This is a genomic window from Amycolatopsis nalaikhensis, assembly GCF_030264295.1.
GTDB classification, from domain to species: domain Bacteria; phylum Actinomycetota; class Actinomycetes; order Mycobacteriales; family Pseudonocardiaceae; genus Amycolatopsis; species Amycolatopsis nalaikhensis.
The window spans coordinates 7956353-7971061 of record NZ_CP127173.1 but is presented as its reverse complement, the minus strand read 5'-3'; the positions used below and the strand labels follow the sequence as shown (position 1 = coordinate 7971061).

At 73.7% G+C, this 14709-nt stretch carries 14 protein-coding genes; 4 read left to right on the top strand and 10 right to left on the bottom strand.

Features of this window, described 5'->3' with window-relative positions; all coding sequences use genetic code 11:
• The first annotated feature begins 24 nt into the window (after positions 1–24).
• Positions 25–1797, top strand: coding sequence for a glycosyl transferase (locus tag QP939_RS38820; RefSeq protein ID WP_285451462.1), 1773 nt, complete (start codon positions 25–27; stop codon positions 1795–1797).
• A gap of 4 nt (positions 1798–1801) precedes the next feature.
• Here the strand turns inward: QP939_RS38820 and QP939_RS38815 are convergent, their stop codons facing one another.
• From QP939_RS38815 to QP939_RS38785, 7 genes are all read right to left on the bottom strand, one after another.
• Positions 1802–2905, bottom strand: a complete 1104-nt coding sequence (locus QP939_RS38815) for an LLM class flavin-dependent oxidoreductase (RefSeq protein WP_285451460.1) — start codon at positions 2903–2905, stop codon at positions 1802–1804.
• On the bottom strand, positions 2902–3912 hold the full coding sequence (locus QP939_RS38810; protein ID WP_285451459.1) for an ABC transporter substrate-binding protein: 1011 nt from the start codon (positions 3910–3912) through the stop codon (positions 2902–2904). The genes QP939_RS38815 and QP939_RS38810 overlap by 4 nt, the downstream gene beginning before the upstream one ends.
• Positions 3899–4600: an ABC transporter ATP-binding protein gene (locus tag QP939_RS38805; RefSeq protein ID WP_285451458.1), complete on the bottom strand. Its 702-nt coding sequence runs from the start codon at positions 4598–4600 to the stop codon at positions 3899–3901. The genes QP939_RS38810 and QP939_RS38805 overlap by 14 nt, the downstream gene beginning before the upstream one ends.
• Positions 4585–5403: an ABC transporter permease gene (locus QP939_RS38800; protein WP_285451457.1), complete on the bottom strand. Its 819-nt coding sequence runs from the start codon at positions 5401–5403 to the stop codon at positions 4585–4587. The genes QP939_RS38805 and QP939_RS38800 overlap by 16 nt, the downstream gene beginning before the upstream one ends.
• 125 nt (positions 5404–5528) lie before the next feature.
• On the bottom strand, positions 5529–6239 hold the full coding sequence (locus tag QP939_RS38795; protein ID WP_285451456.1) for an MBL fold metallo-hydrolase: 711 nt from the start codon (positions 6237–6239) through the stop codon (positions 5529–5531).
• Between the two features lie 17 nt (positions 6240–6256).
• Entirely contained in the window at positions 6257–7369 is a 1113-nt protein-coding gene (srmL, locus tag QP939_RS38790; protein ID WP_285451455.1) for a PheS-related mystery ligase SrmL, read from the bottom strand.
• Positions 7370–7742: 373 nt separating this feature from the next.
• On the bottom strand, positions 7743–8255 hold the full coding sequence (locus tag QP939_RS38785) for a DinB family protein (RefSeq protein WP_285451454.1): 513 nt from the start codon (positions 8253–8255) through the stop codon (positions 7743–7745).
• Between the two features lie 44 nt (positions 8256–8299).
• Between QP939_RS38785 and QP939_RS38780 the strand changes: the two genes are divergently transcribed.
• From QP939_RS38780 to QP939_RS38770, 3 genes are read left to right on the top strand one after another with little or no spacing between them, the layout of a single operon-like run.
• Positions 8300–9160 carry a DMT family protein gene (locus tag QP939_RS38780; protein WP_285451453.1) on the top strand — a complete coding sequence of 287 codons (861 nt, stop codon included), beginning with the start codon at positions 8300–8302 and terminating at the stop codon, positions 9158–9160.
• A gap of 54 nt (positions 9161–9214) precedes the next feature.
• Entirely contained in the window at positions 9215–10885 is a 1671-nt protein-coding gene (locus QP939_RS38775) for an ABC transporter ATP-binding protein (RefSeq protein WP_285451452.1), read from the top strand.
• Positions 10882–12633 carry an ABC transporter ATP-binding protein gene (locus tag QP939_RS38770; RefSeq protein WP_285451450.1) on the top strand — a complete coding sequence of 584 codons (1752 nt, stop codon included), beginning with the start codon at positions 10882–10884 and terminating at the stop codon, positions 12631–12633. Before QP939_RS38775 ends, QP939_RS38770 begins: the two co-directional genes overlap by 4 nt.
• A gap of 63 nt (positions 12634–12696) precedes the next feature.
• On the opposite strand, the gene QP939_RS38765 is transcribed toward QP939_RS38770, so the two are convergent.
• From QP939_RS38765 to panD, 3 genes are all read right to left on the bottom strand, one after another.
• Entirely contained in the window at positions 12697–12906 is a 210-nt protein-coding gene (locus QP939_RS38765) for an MbtH family protein (protein ID WP_285451448.1), read from the bottom strand.
• Between the two features lie 10 nt (positions 12907–12916).
• Positions 12917–13939, bottom strand: a complete 1023-nt coding sequence (locus QP939_RS38760; protein WP_285451447.1) for an ABC transporter substrate-binding protein — start codon at positions 13937–13939, stop codon at positions 12917–12919.
• A gap of 356 nt (positions 13940–14295) precedes the next feature.
• Complete coding sequence (gene panD / locus QP939_RS38755; RefSeq protein ID WP_285451446.1) at positions 14296–14706, bottom strand: aspartate 1-decarboxylase; 411 nt, start codon at positions 14704–14706, stop codon at positions 14296–14298.
• Positions 14707–14709 lie beyond the last annotated feature (3 nt).

The following is a 14709-nucleotide window of genomic DNA, read 5'->3' as shown; positions in this document are numbered from 1 at the left end:
CGGGGGCGGCTACGATCCACCGCGATGGCCCAGCACAGCCGGGGGACGCCCGTTTCGGGCCGCTCCCCCGCGACGCCTCCCGGGCCGACGGGCACCCGGTCCCCGGCGGCACACCGGTTGCTGTCCCTCGACGTCGTCCTCGCCCTGCTCGCGCTCGTGGGTGGCCTGCGCGTCCTCTACTCGGGCGCGGCCACCCCGGTGCTGCCCGCGGAAGCCGCGAACGTCGCCCACGCCTACGCACTCGGCCACCTGACGCCGTTCACCGGTGCGGACGACGCGGGGGCCAGCCCGTTCGGCTGGGCGCAGCTGGCCGCGTACACGATGGTCTCCGGCGCGTTCGGCCGCTCGGGCACGGCCGTGGCCGCGGTCCGCGAAGCCGTGCTCGCCGCCGCGCTCGCCGGTGCCCTGCTGCTGTGGTTCCTGGCGCGACGGCTCGGCTGCCCGCGGTGGGCGTCGGCGGCCGCGGTGCTGCTGCTCGCGGCGTCGCCGCTGGCGCTCGGGCTGCAGCGGCTGGTCGTCGTCGAGCACCTCGCGGTCGGGTGGGCCTTGGGCGGGCTCCTGCTGGTCACCCGGCCCGACGCCCGGATCCGGCACGACGCCCTCGCCGCGCTCTGCCTGCTCGCCGCGGTGCTCACTTCGCCGCTGGCGCTGGTCTTCCTGCCCGCGGCGGGCTGGCTGCTCATCCGGCGGTCGCCGGTGCGGGCGGCACTGGTGGCCGTGCTGCTGAACCTCGGGCTGGGCATCGCGTTCGGGCCCGCGGCCGGGCTGCTGCGGCCGCACCTCGCGGCCGCGGGACGGCCCACGGTCGCCGACTGGGTGGCGCTCGACCCCGCCTGGGCCGTGCTGTCCACGGTCGCGCTGGTCGCCGCCGTGGGCGTGAGGTCGTTGCGGCCGTTCGCGCTGGCGGGCCTGCTGCTCGCCGCGACCCTGGTCGTGCCCGGCGTGCCGGACACCGCCGTGCTCGCCCTGCTGCTGCCGCTCACACCGTTGCTGCTGGCCGGGGTCGCGCAGGCGGTGACCCGCCAGCGCGTCGCCCCGGCGGCCGTCGTCCTCGTTGTGGTCGTCGCCGCGAGCTGGAGCTACGGCTACCCGGCGCCGCGGCCCGCCACCGACCGGTCCGATCCGCTCGTCGGCGCGCGGGACTGGCTGCGGGCCAACGCTTCCGGCGCCCGGCTGCTGGTCGACGACGCCGCGTGGGCCGAGCTCGCCGGGGTGGGCTGGCCGACCGGCATGCTGGCCACGCCCGCCGCGTGCGAGCCAGCGTGCCCGCCCGCCGAGTGGGCCGTCTTCGGCGAGGACCGGGACGAGCTCCAGCACCGCCACCCGGGCTTGGCGCGGGTCTTCGCGACCGCGCAACCGACCGCCGTGTTCGGCACTGTCACCGTCTCGCGCCTCGGGGTGCCGCCCGACGGCCCGGCCGCGGCGTCGGAGGCTTCGGCCCGCGCCCACGCCGGGGCGGCGCTGGTGGACTCCACCCGCATCACGCTCACGCCCGAGGCGGCCGCGGTGCTCTACGCCGGGAACGCCGACCCCCGGCTCATCGCGACGATCGCCGCGCTCGCGACCCTGCAGCCGGTCCGGGTGGCGGCGTTCCCCGAAGCCCCCGGCGAGGACCCGGCCGGGCAACCCCGCCGCCGGGTGCTGCTGACGGGCGGCGAAGACGGCGCGGCCGCGTTCTACGCCGGCCGGCGCGACCTGTTCCGCCCGTCCTCGGTCACCAGGACCGGCAGCGGCGTGCTCGTCACCTACCCGCTGTTCGCGCCGCCGGGCCTGCTGGTCCCGTTCTCCTCCCCCTGACGGCCTAGGACTCCTTGAGCAGCCCGCGCCGCGCCAGCTCGGGCCGGACACCGTCGCCGAACCAGTACGCCTCCTCGAGGTGCGGGTAGCCCGACAGCACGAACTCGCTGACGCCGACGTCGTGGTACTCCTCGATCAGGTCCGCGACCTCGTGGTGGCTGCCGACGAGCGCGGTGCCCGCCCCGCCGCGGACCAGGCCGATGCCCGCCCACAGGTGGGGGTGGATCTCCAGCCCGCGGACGCCGCCGTCGAGCTTCCCGCCGTGCAGCGCGACCATCCGCCGCTGCCCGATCGACTCGCTCGCGGCCAGCTGCGCCTGCGCCTTCGCGACCTGGTCCGGGCTCAGCGCGTCCAGCAGCTTCTGCGCCTCGGCCCACGCTTCGGCCGAGGTGTCGCGGGAGATCGTGTGCAGCCGGACGCCGAACCGGATCGGGCGGTCCCCGGCCAGCTCGCGCACCTTCGCGATCTTCTCCGCGACCTGCGCGGGCGGCTCGCCCCAGGTCAGGTAGACGTCGGCGTGCCGCGCCGCGACCGGCAGCGCGGCAGGCGACGACCCGCCGAAGTACAGCGGCGGGACGGGATCCGGCGCCGCCAGCGTCGTCGCGCCCTCCACGCGCAGGTGGTCGCCTTCGAACGTGAACGGGTCCCCGGACCAGACCCCGCGCACGATGGTGAGGAACTCGTCGGTGCGGGCGTACCGCGCGTCGTGGTCGTGCCAGTCGCCGAACCGCCGCTGCTCCACCGCGTCGCCGCCGGTGACGATGTTGAGCAGCACCCGGCCGTTCGACAGCCGCTGGAAGGTCCCCGCCATCTGCGCGGCCAGCGTCGGGGAGATGACCCCGGGGCGGAACGCGACCAGGAACTTCAGCCGGGTCGTCTCGCGGATCAACGCGGCCGTGGTGAGCCACGCGTCCTCGCACCACGTGCCGGTCGGCGTCAGGACACCTTCGAAGCCCTGCCGCTCGGCGGCGCGGGCGACCTGCGCGAGGTAGTCCAAGTCGGGTACGCGCTGGGCCGACGGCCCCTGGGACCGGTTGGCGTGGAAGCGTTCCACGATCGTGCGGCCGTCGCCGCTGGTGGGCAGGAACCAGTGCAGGGTGATGCTCATCCGTTGCTCCTCGCCTGGTCCAGGTCGGGACCGAACCGCCGGTCGGCGAAGGCGGCGAAGTCCACCTTGCCCGGCAGCGTCGTCTCTTCGGTGAAGGCGTCCGCGAGCTGCTGCTCGGACGCCACCACCGCGTCGTCCAGCGGGATCGGCAGGTCGCGGCCGGCGTCGACGGCCTTCTGCGCGACCTCGAGCTTCAGCCCGGTCTCCTTCGCCCACGCCCGCGCCCACTCGGTCCGGTGCGTGTCGGCCCACTTCTGCGCCTTGACGACCCGGATCGCGAAGTCGCGCAGCGCCGCGTTCTTGCCGGGGTCGGCCAGCGCGGCAGTGCCCGCGGTCAGGAAGCCAAGCCCGTTCGAGGCGCCCCGGCCGTCGGCCAGCACCCGGGCGTGCGCTTCGAGCTGGACTTGCGCGGTGTAGGGGTCCCAGATCGCCCAGGCGTCGATCGTTCGCTGGGTGAACGCGGCATAGGCCTCCGACGGCTGCAGGAAGCTCAGCTTGACGTCCTTCGTGGACAGTCCGTTCCGGTGCAGCGTGTTCAGCAGCTGGCCGTGCGCCGACGTGCCCTTCGCGACGCCGATCGTCTTGCCCTTCAACGCGGCGACGTCGGGCAGCGTCGAGCCGGGCGGGACGAGGATGGCCTCCCGCTCGACGTTGCTGCGCGAGACGCTGATCACCTTGATCTTCGCCTTCGCCGCGGCCGCGAAGATCGGCGGCGTGTTGCCGACGCGGCCGGTGTCGATCGCGCCCGCCGACGCGGCTTCGAGCAGCGGCGGCCCGGAGGTGAACGTCGACCATTCGATCCGGTACGGCGTGCCGTCCAGCTGCCCGGCGGCGGTCAGCAGCGACTTGACCCCGCCCTTCTGGTCGCCGACCTTGAGGGTCACCTTCGCCAGGTCTGCCGCGCTCACCGGGCCGGGCACGGCCGCCTGATCGGCGCCGGTCGCCGAGCCGCACCCGGCCAGGGTCAGTGCCGCCGCGACCACCGCGATTCCCTTACGCCACTGCATCTTCGGTCACTCCCAGGTCGGCCAGCACGCGCCGGCGGAGGTCGTCGTGGTCGGCTTCGCGTGGACGGTGCTCGGCCACGATCCGGCCGCCGTCGAGCACCAGGACCCGGCCGGCGAGCCGCAGGGCCTCGTCGACGTCGTGGGTCACCAGCAGCACACCGGGCCGGTGCCGCCGCCACAGGTCCACCACCAGCCCGTGCATCGCGATCCGCGTCAGGGCGTCGAGGGCGCCGAACGGCTCGTCCAGCAGGAGCAGGCCGGGTTCGCGGACCAGGGCGCGCGCCAGCGAGACGCGCTGGGCCTCGCCGCCGGACAGCGTCAGCGGCCAGTCGTCGGCGTGGGCGGCCAGGTGGACTTCGGCGAGCGCTTTCTCGGCCAGCGCGCGGTTGCGGGACTTCGCGACGCCGTCCTGGCGCAGGCCGAGGACGACGTTGCGCCAGACCTTCCGCCACGGCAGCAGCCGCGGCTGCTGGAAGGCGACCGAGACGGTCCCGGCCACGGTGGCGTGGCCGTCCACGTCGTCGTCGAGGCCCGCGAGCACCCGCAGCAGCGTCGACTTGCCGGAGCCGCTGCGGCCCAGCAGCGCGACGAACTCGCCGCGCTCGACGGTCAGGTCGAGTCCACTCAGGATGGTCCGGTCGCCGAACTTCTTCGTCAGGTTCCGGACTTCCGCTACCGGGTTCGCCACCGCAGCACCTTCCGTTCGAGCAGCCGGACCAGCGCGTCGGTGACGAGGCCGAGCACGGCGTACAGGACGAGCCCGACGACCACGACGTCGGTGCGCAGGAACTCTCGCGCGTTGTTGATGAGGTAGCCGACGCCGGCGTCGGCGTTGACCGTCTCGCCGACGATCAGCGCCAGCCAGGCGATGCCGAGCGACTGCCGGAGCCCGACCAGCGCCTGCGGCAGCGCACCCGGGAGGACGACGTGCCAGAGCCGTTCGGCGCGGCTGAACCCGAGCGCTCGCGAGGCTTCGACGAGGTTCGGGTCCGCGCCGCGGATTCCCGAGTGGACGTTGAGGTAGAGCGGGAACGCGACGCCGAGCGCGACCAGCACGATCTTCGTCTCCTCGCCGATCCCGAACCACAGGATGAACAGCGGGATCAGGCCGAGGAAGGGCAGCGTCCGCAGCATCTGCACGGGCGGGTCGACGAGCGCCTCGCCCCAGCGGGACAGGCCGGAGACGATGCCGAGGAAGACGCCCACGGCGGCACCGATCGCGAACCCGGCGCCGACGCGGCCGAGGGAGACGGCGAAGGCCTCGCCGAGCTCACCGCTGCGCGCGACTTCGACGCCCGCTCGCACGACCGTCCACGGTGAACTGAGCTTTTCCGGTGGCAGGGCACCGGTGGCGCTGGCCAGCTGCCAGGCCGCGACGAGCGCGACCGGGCTGAGCCAGCGCCGCAGATCGGGGCGCCACAACGCCTTGCGAGGCGGTCCTTCGGCGGTGTTCCGGGCGCGCGTCAGCACGCCCGTGGTGGAAATCGACACGGATTTCTCCCGGGGAGGGGGACGATCGGGATTGCGTGATCCCGACCATCGGGCCCCGGGCGGGCGAAGTCAATCGGTGCCCAATCCGTGAAATCGCGGGGTTTCAGCCCGTGGAACGCACTTGCTCAGCCGCCGAACATGACCTTCCATTCGTCGAGCGACCGCGGCCGGTAGACGAAGTTGGTGCGCTTGACTTCGGACAGCGCGGCCGACGGCTCGGCCGAGTACTGGTGCCCGGGGTAGACGACCGGGTCGCCGTCGAGGCTCGCGAGGGCCTGCAGGCTGCGGTAGATCTCCTCGGCGTCGCCGCCGGGGAAGTCCGTGCGGCCGCAGCCTTCGAGGAACAGCGTGTCGCCGGAGACGAGCTTGTCCTCGACGAGGAAGCATTGACTGCCGGGGGTGTGGCCGGGCGTGTGCAGCATCCGGATCGGGATGGCCCCGACTTCGAGGACGTCGTCGTGGTCGTGCGCGCGCAGGTCGGTCCCGGACACGCCGGTGACGCGGCGGACCCACTCGGTCTCGGCGCCGTTGACGTGGATCGGCACCGGCCGGATGGCGAGCAGCTCGGCGATGCCGGGCAGGTCGAAGCCCAGCATCGCGCCGCCGACGTGGTCGGGGTGGTGGTGCGTGGCGAGCACCCCGGTGAGCCGCATACCGTCAGCTTCGAGCACGTCGACGAGGTCCTGCACGGCGTAGGCGGGGTCGACGACGACGGCGTCGCCGGTTTCCCGATCGCCGATGAGGTAGGCGAAGTTCACCATCTGCGTCGCGACGGGATCCCCGACGGCGAAGTCGCGGCCGGCGAGCAGCTGCCGGAAGTAGAGCCGATCTGCCATGGCCACACCCTACGGGGTCAGTCGGCCGCCCACTGGTGGACGCTCCCCCGGTGCAGGGCGACGTACGCCCGGTCGCGCAGGACGTTCGCCTCGTGGTCCGACAGCGTCGTGCTGATCGGCCGGAGCACCAGTCTCACCAGCAGGTTCTTCTGGTCCGGGCGCGCGCCGAGGCGGGCCAGCGCCTGCGGTGGCAGCTCGGCGCACAGCGTCTCCTGGCGGATCTCGACCGACTCGACGACGTCCGCGTCTTCGCCGAGGGCGTCGCGGACGCGGTCGCCGAGGTCTTCGGCCCGGTCGTCGGCCGCCACGGCGATGGAGAGGTCCCGGCGGACCGGCGGCAGGGCGGAGACCGGTCGGTACGGGGCGAGGTCCGTCAGCTGGGCGGCGACCGCCGGGTCGGACGAGCGCAGCAGGCGGATGTCCGGGATGCCCTTGAGCAGCATGAGCATCCGGTCGAGGCCCATGCCGAGGGCGAGCCCGGACCGGTCCGCCCCCAGTCCGGCGCGCGCGAGGACAGCGGGGTGAGCCAAGCCGCACTCGGCGATCTCGACCCAGGCGCCGTCGTGCTCGACGTCGAGCTGGGCACCGTCCACTGTGTACGGGTGGCGGCGTGGTTCGAGCCGCCACGGGCGCCCCGGCAGGAGTTCGCCCACCAGCTTCGCGACCATGTCGCGGAGATCGGCTGGGGTCATCGGGTGGCGGGTGATGCGCCAGAGGTCGAGCTGGTGGGGCGTGCCGCTGTGCAGCCGGTCGATGCTGTCGCGCCGGTAGACGACACCCGGGCAGACGAGCAGGACGTCGTCGGCCGGGTTGGCGGCGAGCGCTCGCAGGGCGGCCGGGATCATCGCGCTGGAATGGCTGCGCAGCACGTGGTCGGCGTCGACGTAGCGGGTGTAGCGCGCGTCGCGGGTGACGTCGGCGGGGTCGTAGCCGAGGTTGTCGTAGTTGTCGGCGACGGTGACGATCCGGTCGCCGGGCCACCGCCGCACCGCGCAGGGCCACCGATCGGCGAGGGCGCCGACGGCCCGGTCGACGACGAGCTGGACGGCGTGCGGCCCGGCGGCCGGATCGGCGAGATCCCGGACGGCGAGGTCGCGGGCGAGCTGGGCGGGGGTGAGCGTTGCGGGCATGACGGAACCTCCGAGGTGAGCGGGACGGATGAGGGAGGTGCTCCCCCTGGCCCGGACACCCGGCGAGGTCGATGCGGCTTCAGTCGCGTCGAAAGACGGAGACCGCGCGGTGCGGCGGAGGCGGTGTGCCTCAGGCAGCGCCGACCGCGGGCGTGGCACCGGAACCCCGCTGGCACCCGAGAAGGGCCAGGGGGCCGGTAAATCGGCGGTACTCCGCGACGACGGCCACGAACCCAGGATAGCCGCGAGGTCACGCGGTTTTCCGGCTTCGGCCGCGGGTGGCCCGGGCGCAGCCGACCGCTCGCGCCGCCGCCTGCGCGCGCCGGGTCTCTCACACGGCCGCCGGGCGACCCGCGCCCTCCTCACCCCTACGTCACTCGCCCACCTCCCCGTCGGCCAACTCGCGCAGCACGTCCAGGTGTCCCACGTGCCGCGCGGTCTCCTGCACGACATGAGCCAGCACCCACCGCACGGTGAACTCCGACCGCCGCCGGGTCCGGTCGTCCGGGCTCACCCCGCGCAGCGCCTTCTCCACCCGCGCCCACTCGGCCTTGTACGCCGCCACCACCGACTCCGGCGTGTCCTCCGCCGTCAGGTCCCAGCTCGGGTCCGGCGAACCCGCCCACAGCGACGGCAGATCCGCCCCACCGGCCTCGATGCACAGCCACCACCGCTCGACCGCCGTCAGGTGCTTGACCACCCCCAGCGCACTCATCCGCGGCGACACCGGCAACGGCGTCGCCGCCGCCTGGGCCCGGGACAGCCCGGCCAGCTTGTTCACCGCCGTCGCGCGCAGGAACTGCAGGAAGTCCAGCTGGAGGCGCAGCTCGTCGAAGGCCAGCCGCGGTGGCCAGGACCGTCGCACCTTCGAACTCGTGTTCGACATGACCGGAACCTACCGCACGGGTCCGACAAAATAGAGTGATCGGCATGTGGTGGGGACTGCTCTGCGCCTTGGGCGCCGCTTGCGCATACGGCGTCGCCTCGGTGATGCAGTCCGTCGCCGCTCAGGCGACCGATACCGGGGCCGACGGCGTCGATCCCAAACTGCTCGTCCGGGTGCTCGGGCAGTGGAAGTTCGTGCTCGGCCTGTCGCTGGACGTGCTCGGCTTCGTCGCGCAGATCGTCGCCCTGCACGTCCTTCCCCTCTTCGTCGTGCAGGCCGCGCTCGCCGCGAGCCTCGCCGTGACCGCCGTCGCCGCGCGGTTCCTCGGCACGCGGCTCGGGCGGCGGGAATGGGCCGCCGTGGCCGTCGTCTGCGCCGGGCTCGCCCTGCTCGGCGCCGCCGCCGAAAGTGAGGGCTCCGATCCCGTCGGCCTCGGTTTCCGGCTCGGCCTCATCGGCGCCGTCGCCGTGCTCGCGGTGGCCGGGATCGCCGCCGGGAAGGCGAGCCGCCGGGTGCGGACGCCCGCGCTCGGGCTCGTCGCCGGGCTCAGCTTCGGCGTCGTCGCCATCGCCGGCCGGATCATCCCCAGCCTCGCGCCGCTGGACCTGCTCACCGATCCCGCGACCTACACCGTCGCGGTCGCCGGCGGGATGGCCATGCTCTTCTACGCCACCGCGCTGCAACGCGGGAGCGTCACCACCTCGACCGCGATGATGGTGCTCGGCGAGACGGTCTTCCCGTCGCTGGTCGGCGTCCTCGTCCTCGGCGACCGGACGCGGCCCGGGTTCGTCCTGGTCGCCGCGGCCGGGTTCGTGCTCGCGGTGGCCGCCGCGCTCGCCCTCGCGCGGTTCGGGGAACCGGCGACCGAACCGCGAACTGAGACGAAGCCGACCGCCGCCCCGTAACTCCTTTACTTAGACTAGCCTTACCTATCCACGGAGCAGGACAGGGAGGCGCGGGTGAGCACGACCGGACGGGAAGTCCTCCGCCGTTCGATCGCCGGGCAACGACGATCGGTGGCGCTCGCCGCGCTGCTGACGGCGGGCCACCAGGGCGGCGAAGCCCTGGTACCGGTGGTGATCGGCGTGGTGATCGACCAGGCCGTCGCGAACGGCTCGACGAGCACCCTGCTGCTGTGGCTGGCGGTGCTCGGCGTGCTCTTCGCCTTCCTGTCGACCAGCTACCGCCTCGGCGCCCGCTTCGGCGAGCGAGCCGCCGAACGCGCCGCGCACGACCTGCGCCTCGACCTCGGCCGCCGCGTCCTGCACCCGGCGGGTGGCGCCGAGTCCGGCAACCTGGCGGGCGAGCTGGTGAGCATCGGGACGTCGGACGCGAAGCGCGTCGGCCAGCTCAACAGCGTCCTGCCCTTCGCCGTCGCGGGCCTGGCCGGGCTGCTGGTCAGCGCCGTCGTGCTGCTCACCATGAGCATCCCGCTGGGCCTGCTGGTGCTGCTCGGCACGCCGCCGATGCTGTACCTGGCGCACCTGATCGGCAAGCCGCTGGAACGCCGCAGCGAAGCCGAACAGGAACGGTCCGCGTTCGCCTCCGGCATCGCCACCGACCTCGTTGCCGGGCTGCGCGTGCTCAAGGGCGTCGGCGCCGAACGCGCCGCCGTCGACCGCTACCGGCGCACCAGCCGGGACTCCCTGCGCGCGACGTTGCGCGCGGCCCGCGCCCAGGCCTGGCACAACGGCGCCCTGCTCGCGCTGACCGGCGTCTTCATCGCCCTGGTCGCGCTCGTCGGCGGCAATCTCGCCGCGGCGGGCGAGATCAGCGTCGGCGACCTCGTCGCCGCGGTCGGGCTCGCGCAGTACCTGACGACGCCGTTCCTCATCTTCTCGTGGGTCAACGGCGAACTGGCCCAGGGCCGCGCGTCGGCCGGGCGGATCGCCGTCGTGCTCAACGCCCCGCCCGCCGTCGGCGCCGGGGACGCCACCCTGCCGGACCCGCCCGCCGGGCACGTGCGGCTGTCCGCGCTGAGCCGCGGTGCCCTGCGCGCCGTCGACTTCGAAGCCCGGCCGGGCGAGCTGCTCGGCGTGGTCGCCACCGACCCGGCCGCCGCGACCGACCTCCTCGACTGCCTCGGCCGGGCCGCGGACCCCGCGGCCGGCTCGGTGTCCGTCGACTCCGTCGACCTGTCCACTGTGGACCCGAGCCGGGTCCGCGAGGTGGTGCTCGTCGCGGCGCACGACGCCGACCTGTTCGCCGGAACCGTCGCCGAAAACGTGGCAACCGGCCCGAAAACCGCCGAGGCGATGACCGCGGCCGCCGTCGACGAGGTGGCGAGTGCGCTGCCCGACGGCGTCGCGACGGCGGTCAGCGAACGCGGGCGGTCCCTGTCCGGCGGGCAGCGGCAGCGAGTCGCGCTGGCCAGGGCGCTCGCCGCCGACGCGCCGGTGCTGGTGCTCCACGACCCGACGACGGCCGTCGACACGGTGACCGAAGCCCGGATCGCCGCGGGCCTGGCCGAATTGCGGCGCGGCCGCACGACGATCCTCGTGACCACCAGCCCGGCCCTGCTCGCCGCGACCGACCGCGTCGTCTTGCTCGACGACGGGCGGATCGCGGGCGAAGGCAGCCACACCGAACTGGCCGGCCGGGCCGACTACCGGGCGGCGGTGCTGTCATGACCCGTGAACTCCTCCCCGTGGCCGACGGCCGCCGGATCCGCGCCGTCCTCGGCGAACTGGTCGGGCACGCCAAGGGCCGCGCGATCGCCGCGGCGACGATGCTGGTCGCCGCCACCGCCATCGGCCTGCTCACCGCGCCCCTGCTCGGCCGGGTGGTCGACCTGGTCGCGACGCACCGCCCGGCGACCGACTTGGTCACGCCGGTCGTCGGCCTGGTGCTCGTCGCGCTCGCGCAGGCGGTGGCGACCGCGATCGGCGTCTCGCTGGTCGCCCGGCTGGGCGAGACGATCCTGGCCGAACTGCGGGAACGCTTCGTCGAGCGGGCCCTCGGGCTGCCGCTCGAGCAGCTCGAACGCGCCGGGTCCGGCGACCTCACCGCCCGCGTGACGAACGACGTCTCCGTCGTCGCCGAGGCCGTCCGGCAAGCACTGCCGGAGCTGGGCCGCTCGGTGCTGACGGTGCTGCTCACGCTCGGCGCGCTGGCCGTGCTCGACTGGCGGTTCCTGCTGGCCGCCCTGGTCGCCGTGCCGATCCAGCTCTGGACCGTCCGCTGGTACGTGCCGCGCGCGAAGCCGTTGTACGCCAAGCAGCGCGAGGCCGTCGGGGCGCAGCAGCAACAGCTGCTCGACACCATCGGCGGCGCGAAGACCGTCCGCGCGTTCCGGCTGGCCGACGCCCACCTCGAACGGGTCCGGAAGCGCTCCGACGGCGCCGTCGACCTCGCCCTGCGCGGGATCCGGCTGGTGACACGGTTCTACGCGCGGCTCAACCTGGCGGAGTTCGTCGGGCTGTCGGCGGTGCTGGCGATGGGGTTCCTGCTCGTCGGGGCCGACGCGGTGACGGTCGGCGTCGCGACGGCCGCGGCCCTGTACTTCCACAGCCTGTTCGGGCCGATCACGACGGCGCTGGCGCTGGTCGACGACGCGCAGGCGGCCGCGGCCAGCCTCGCGCGGCTGATCGGCGTCGCGGACCTGCCCGCCGAAGCCGCCCCCGAGCGGCCCACGCGCCCGGTCGACGCCTCGGTGAAGACGGCGGCGACCGGCTATTCCTATGTGGACGGTCATCCGGTGCTGCGCGACATCGACCTCGACGTCGCCCCCGGCGAGCGCGTGGCCCTGGTCGGGGCGAGCGGGGCCGGGAAGACCACGCTGGCCAAGCTGATCGCCGGGATCCACCGCCCGGACACGGGTTCGGTGACGCTCGGCGGCGTCCCGCTCGACGAGCTGGGCCCGGAGGCCACCCGCCGGACGGTCGCGCTGATCAGCCAGGAGGTGCACGTCTTCGCCGGGCCACTGGCCGACGACCTGCGGCTCGCGCGGCCGTCGGCGACCGACGCCGAACTGCGGGCGGCGCTGGCGAAGGTCGGCGCGCTGTCCTGGGTGGACAGTCTGCCGGACGGGCTCGCCACGGTCGTCGGCGAAGGCGGCCACCAGCTGACGGTCACCCAGGCCCAGCAGCTCGCCCTGGTCCGGCTGGTGCTGGCCGACCCGCCGATCGCGATCCTCGACGAAGCCACGGCGGAGGCGGGCAGCGCCGGGTCGCGGGTCCTGGAGTCGGCGGCCGCGGCGGCCCTGGAGGGACGTACGGCGCTGGTGGTCGCCCACCGCCTGACGCAGGCGGCGGCGTCCGACCGGGTCGTGGTCCTCGACGCGGGGGCGGTGGTGGAGTCCGGCACGCACGACGAGCTGGTCGCGGCCGGGGGCCAGTACGCGAAGCTGTGGGCGGCCTGGTCGGGCCAGCGCGCCTGAGACCGCACGCGAAAGCGCCGGAAGCCTTCGTCGGCTTCCGGCGCTTTCGTGTTTCCGGAGTGGTCAGGAGTCCATGGCGTCGGCCAGCGACTTCGGCCGCATGTCCGTCCAGTTCGCTTCCACGTGGTCCAGGCAGGCCTGGCGGCCGTCCGGGCCGAAGGCGACGGTCCAGCCGGCCGGGACGTCGACACGCTCCGGCCACAGGCTGTGCTGGTTCTCCGCGTTGACCAGCACGAGGTAGGTGCCGTCGGCGTCTTCGAACGGGTTGGTCATGCGGGCCTCCTCAGGCGGTGATGTCCGTGCGGGCGCCCTGGACGACCTCGGTCAGCTTCCGGATGACCGGGGCCGCGAGCACCGGGTTGAACCGGGGTTCGGTCGACCAGTCGGCGAGCTGGTTCGCCTTGACGGCGGGCAGCTGCGCCCACGTCGGGATCGCGGCCAGCTGCTGGCGTGAGAGCGCGTACGTGCGGCTGTCGGTGAGGATCAGGTCCGCCGGGTACTTGCCGGCCTGCTCCCAGCTGAGCGTCTCGAAGTAGTCGTCGGTGCCGCCGCCGTTGACGATGTCCAGGCCGAGGTCGCGGTAGTAGGCGAGGTCGGCGAAGAACTCGGGCTTGCAGACGTACAGGTTGTCCTTGTCGCTGGACACGACGAGCACCTTGAGGCCGGGCTTGGCCTTGACGGCGGCCTTGAGGTCGTCGGACGCCTTCTGGAAGTCTTCCTTGCCCTTCTTGATGACGTCGGAGTTCGCGTCCCCGCCGAGGGCGACGGCGAGCTGTTCGTACCGCTCGATCACCTTCGGCAGCGTGACCTTGTACTCCGACATGGCGACGATCGGCGCGACCTGCTGCACCTTGGGGCCGAGGTCGTCCTTGAGCACCCACAGGTCGGTCGGCTTGGCCCCGGTGAGGCCGGTGACGACCAGGTCCGGCTTGGTGGCGGCGAACTTCTCCATGCTGAAGTCGTCCCAGGCGTTGCCGATCGAGGTGACGGCGTTCAGGTCGATGTTCCCGGCCTGGAGCTCCTTGGCGCCGTCGGCGGTCTTCTGCGGACCGAAGACACCGACGGGCCGGACACCGTAGTCCCACAGGGCGGCCGCGGAGCTGACGTAGGCCACGACGCGGCTCGGGCGCGCGTCGCGCGAGGCCTTCTGGCCCCGGTCGTCGGTGAACTCCCACGGACCGGACGCGGCGTTCGCGGGCTTGTCCTCGCTGCCGCACGCGGTGAGGACGACGGTCGCCGCGAGCCCGCCGGCTCCGATAAGGAATCCACGCCGGCTGAGCCCGGCAGCGCCTTGAAACACGGACATGAGCACCTCTCGACGACTTTAGGGTAGGCACACCTTATTTAGGTGAGGCTGCCAAAAGCAACAGCGGCGGCGGACCTGTGGTCACGCCCACCCGCGCTGTTCCGGTGACGCCGGACGCGCTCGAGAACGGCGGCAGCTCCTGCCCACCTGGCGGCAAGCCCGGGCCGACCGCCACCCCGGCGGATCGGCGTGCCCGAGGGGGCGGTGCGGCCCGGCGGTCCGCGGCAGTCCTGTCCGCCGCCCTCGCCCCGCCCCGTCCCGTCGTGAGTGGCGATTCGGGTTAGAACCCGAATCGCCACTCACGACGGCTTTTCGGTCGCGTCGGCGAGGTCCTCGGGGTCCGGCGCCCGACCGCGTCAACTCCGGCCCGAGAGCTGCGCCTCGGCGCCCGGCACCGGCTCGGCCGGGTCATGCCCCAAATGCACCTGCCGGTTGTCCGCATCCACATGCACCACCCGCGGCCGGTGCGCCGCACGCTCGGCCTCATCGACCTGGGCGTACGTGATGATGATGACCAGGTCACCAGGGTGCACGAGGTGCGCGGCCGCGCCGTTGACGCCGATCACGCCCGTCCCCGGCTCGCCCGTGATCGCGTACGTCTCCAGCCGGGCCCCGTTGGTGATGTCGACGACCTGGACCTTCTCGCCTTCGACGATGTCCGCCGCCGCCATCAGGTCCGCGTCGATCGTCAGGGAACCCACGTAGTGCAGGTCCGCCTGGGTCACGGTCGCGCGGTGGATCTTGGCGTTCATCAAGGTGCGGTGCACGGG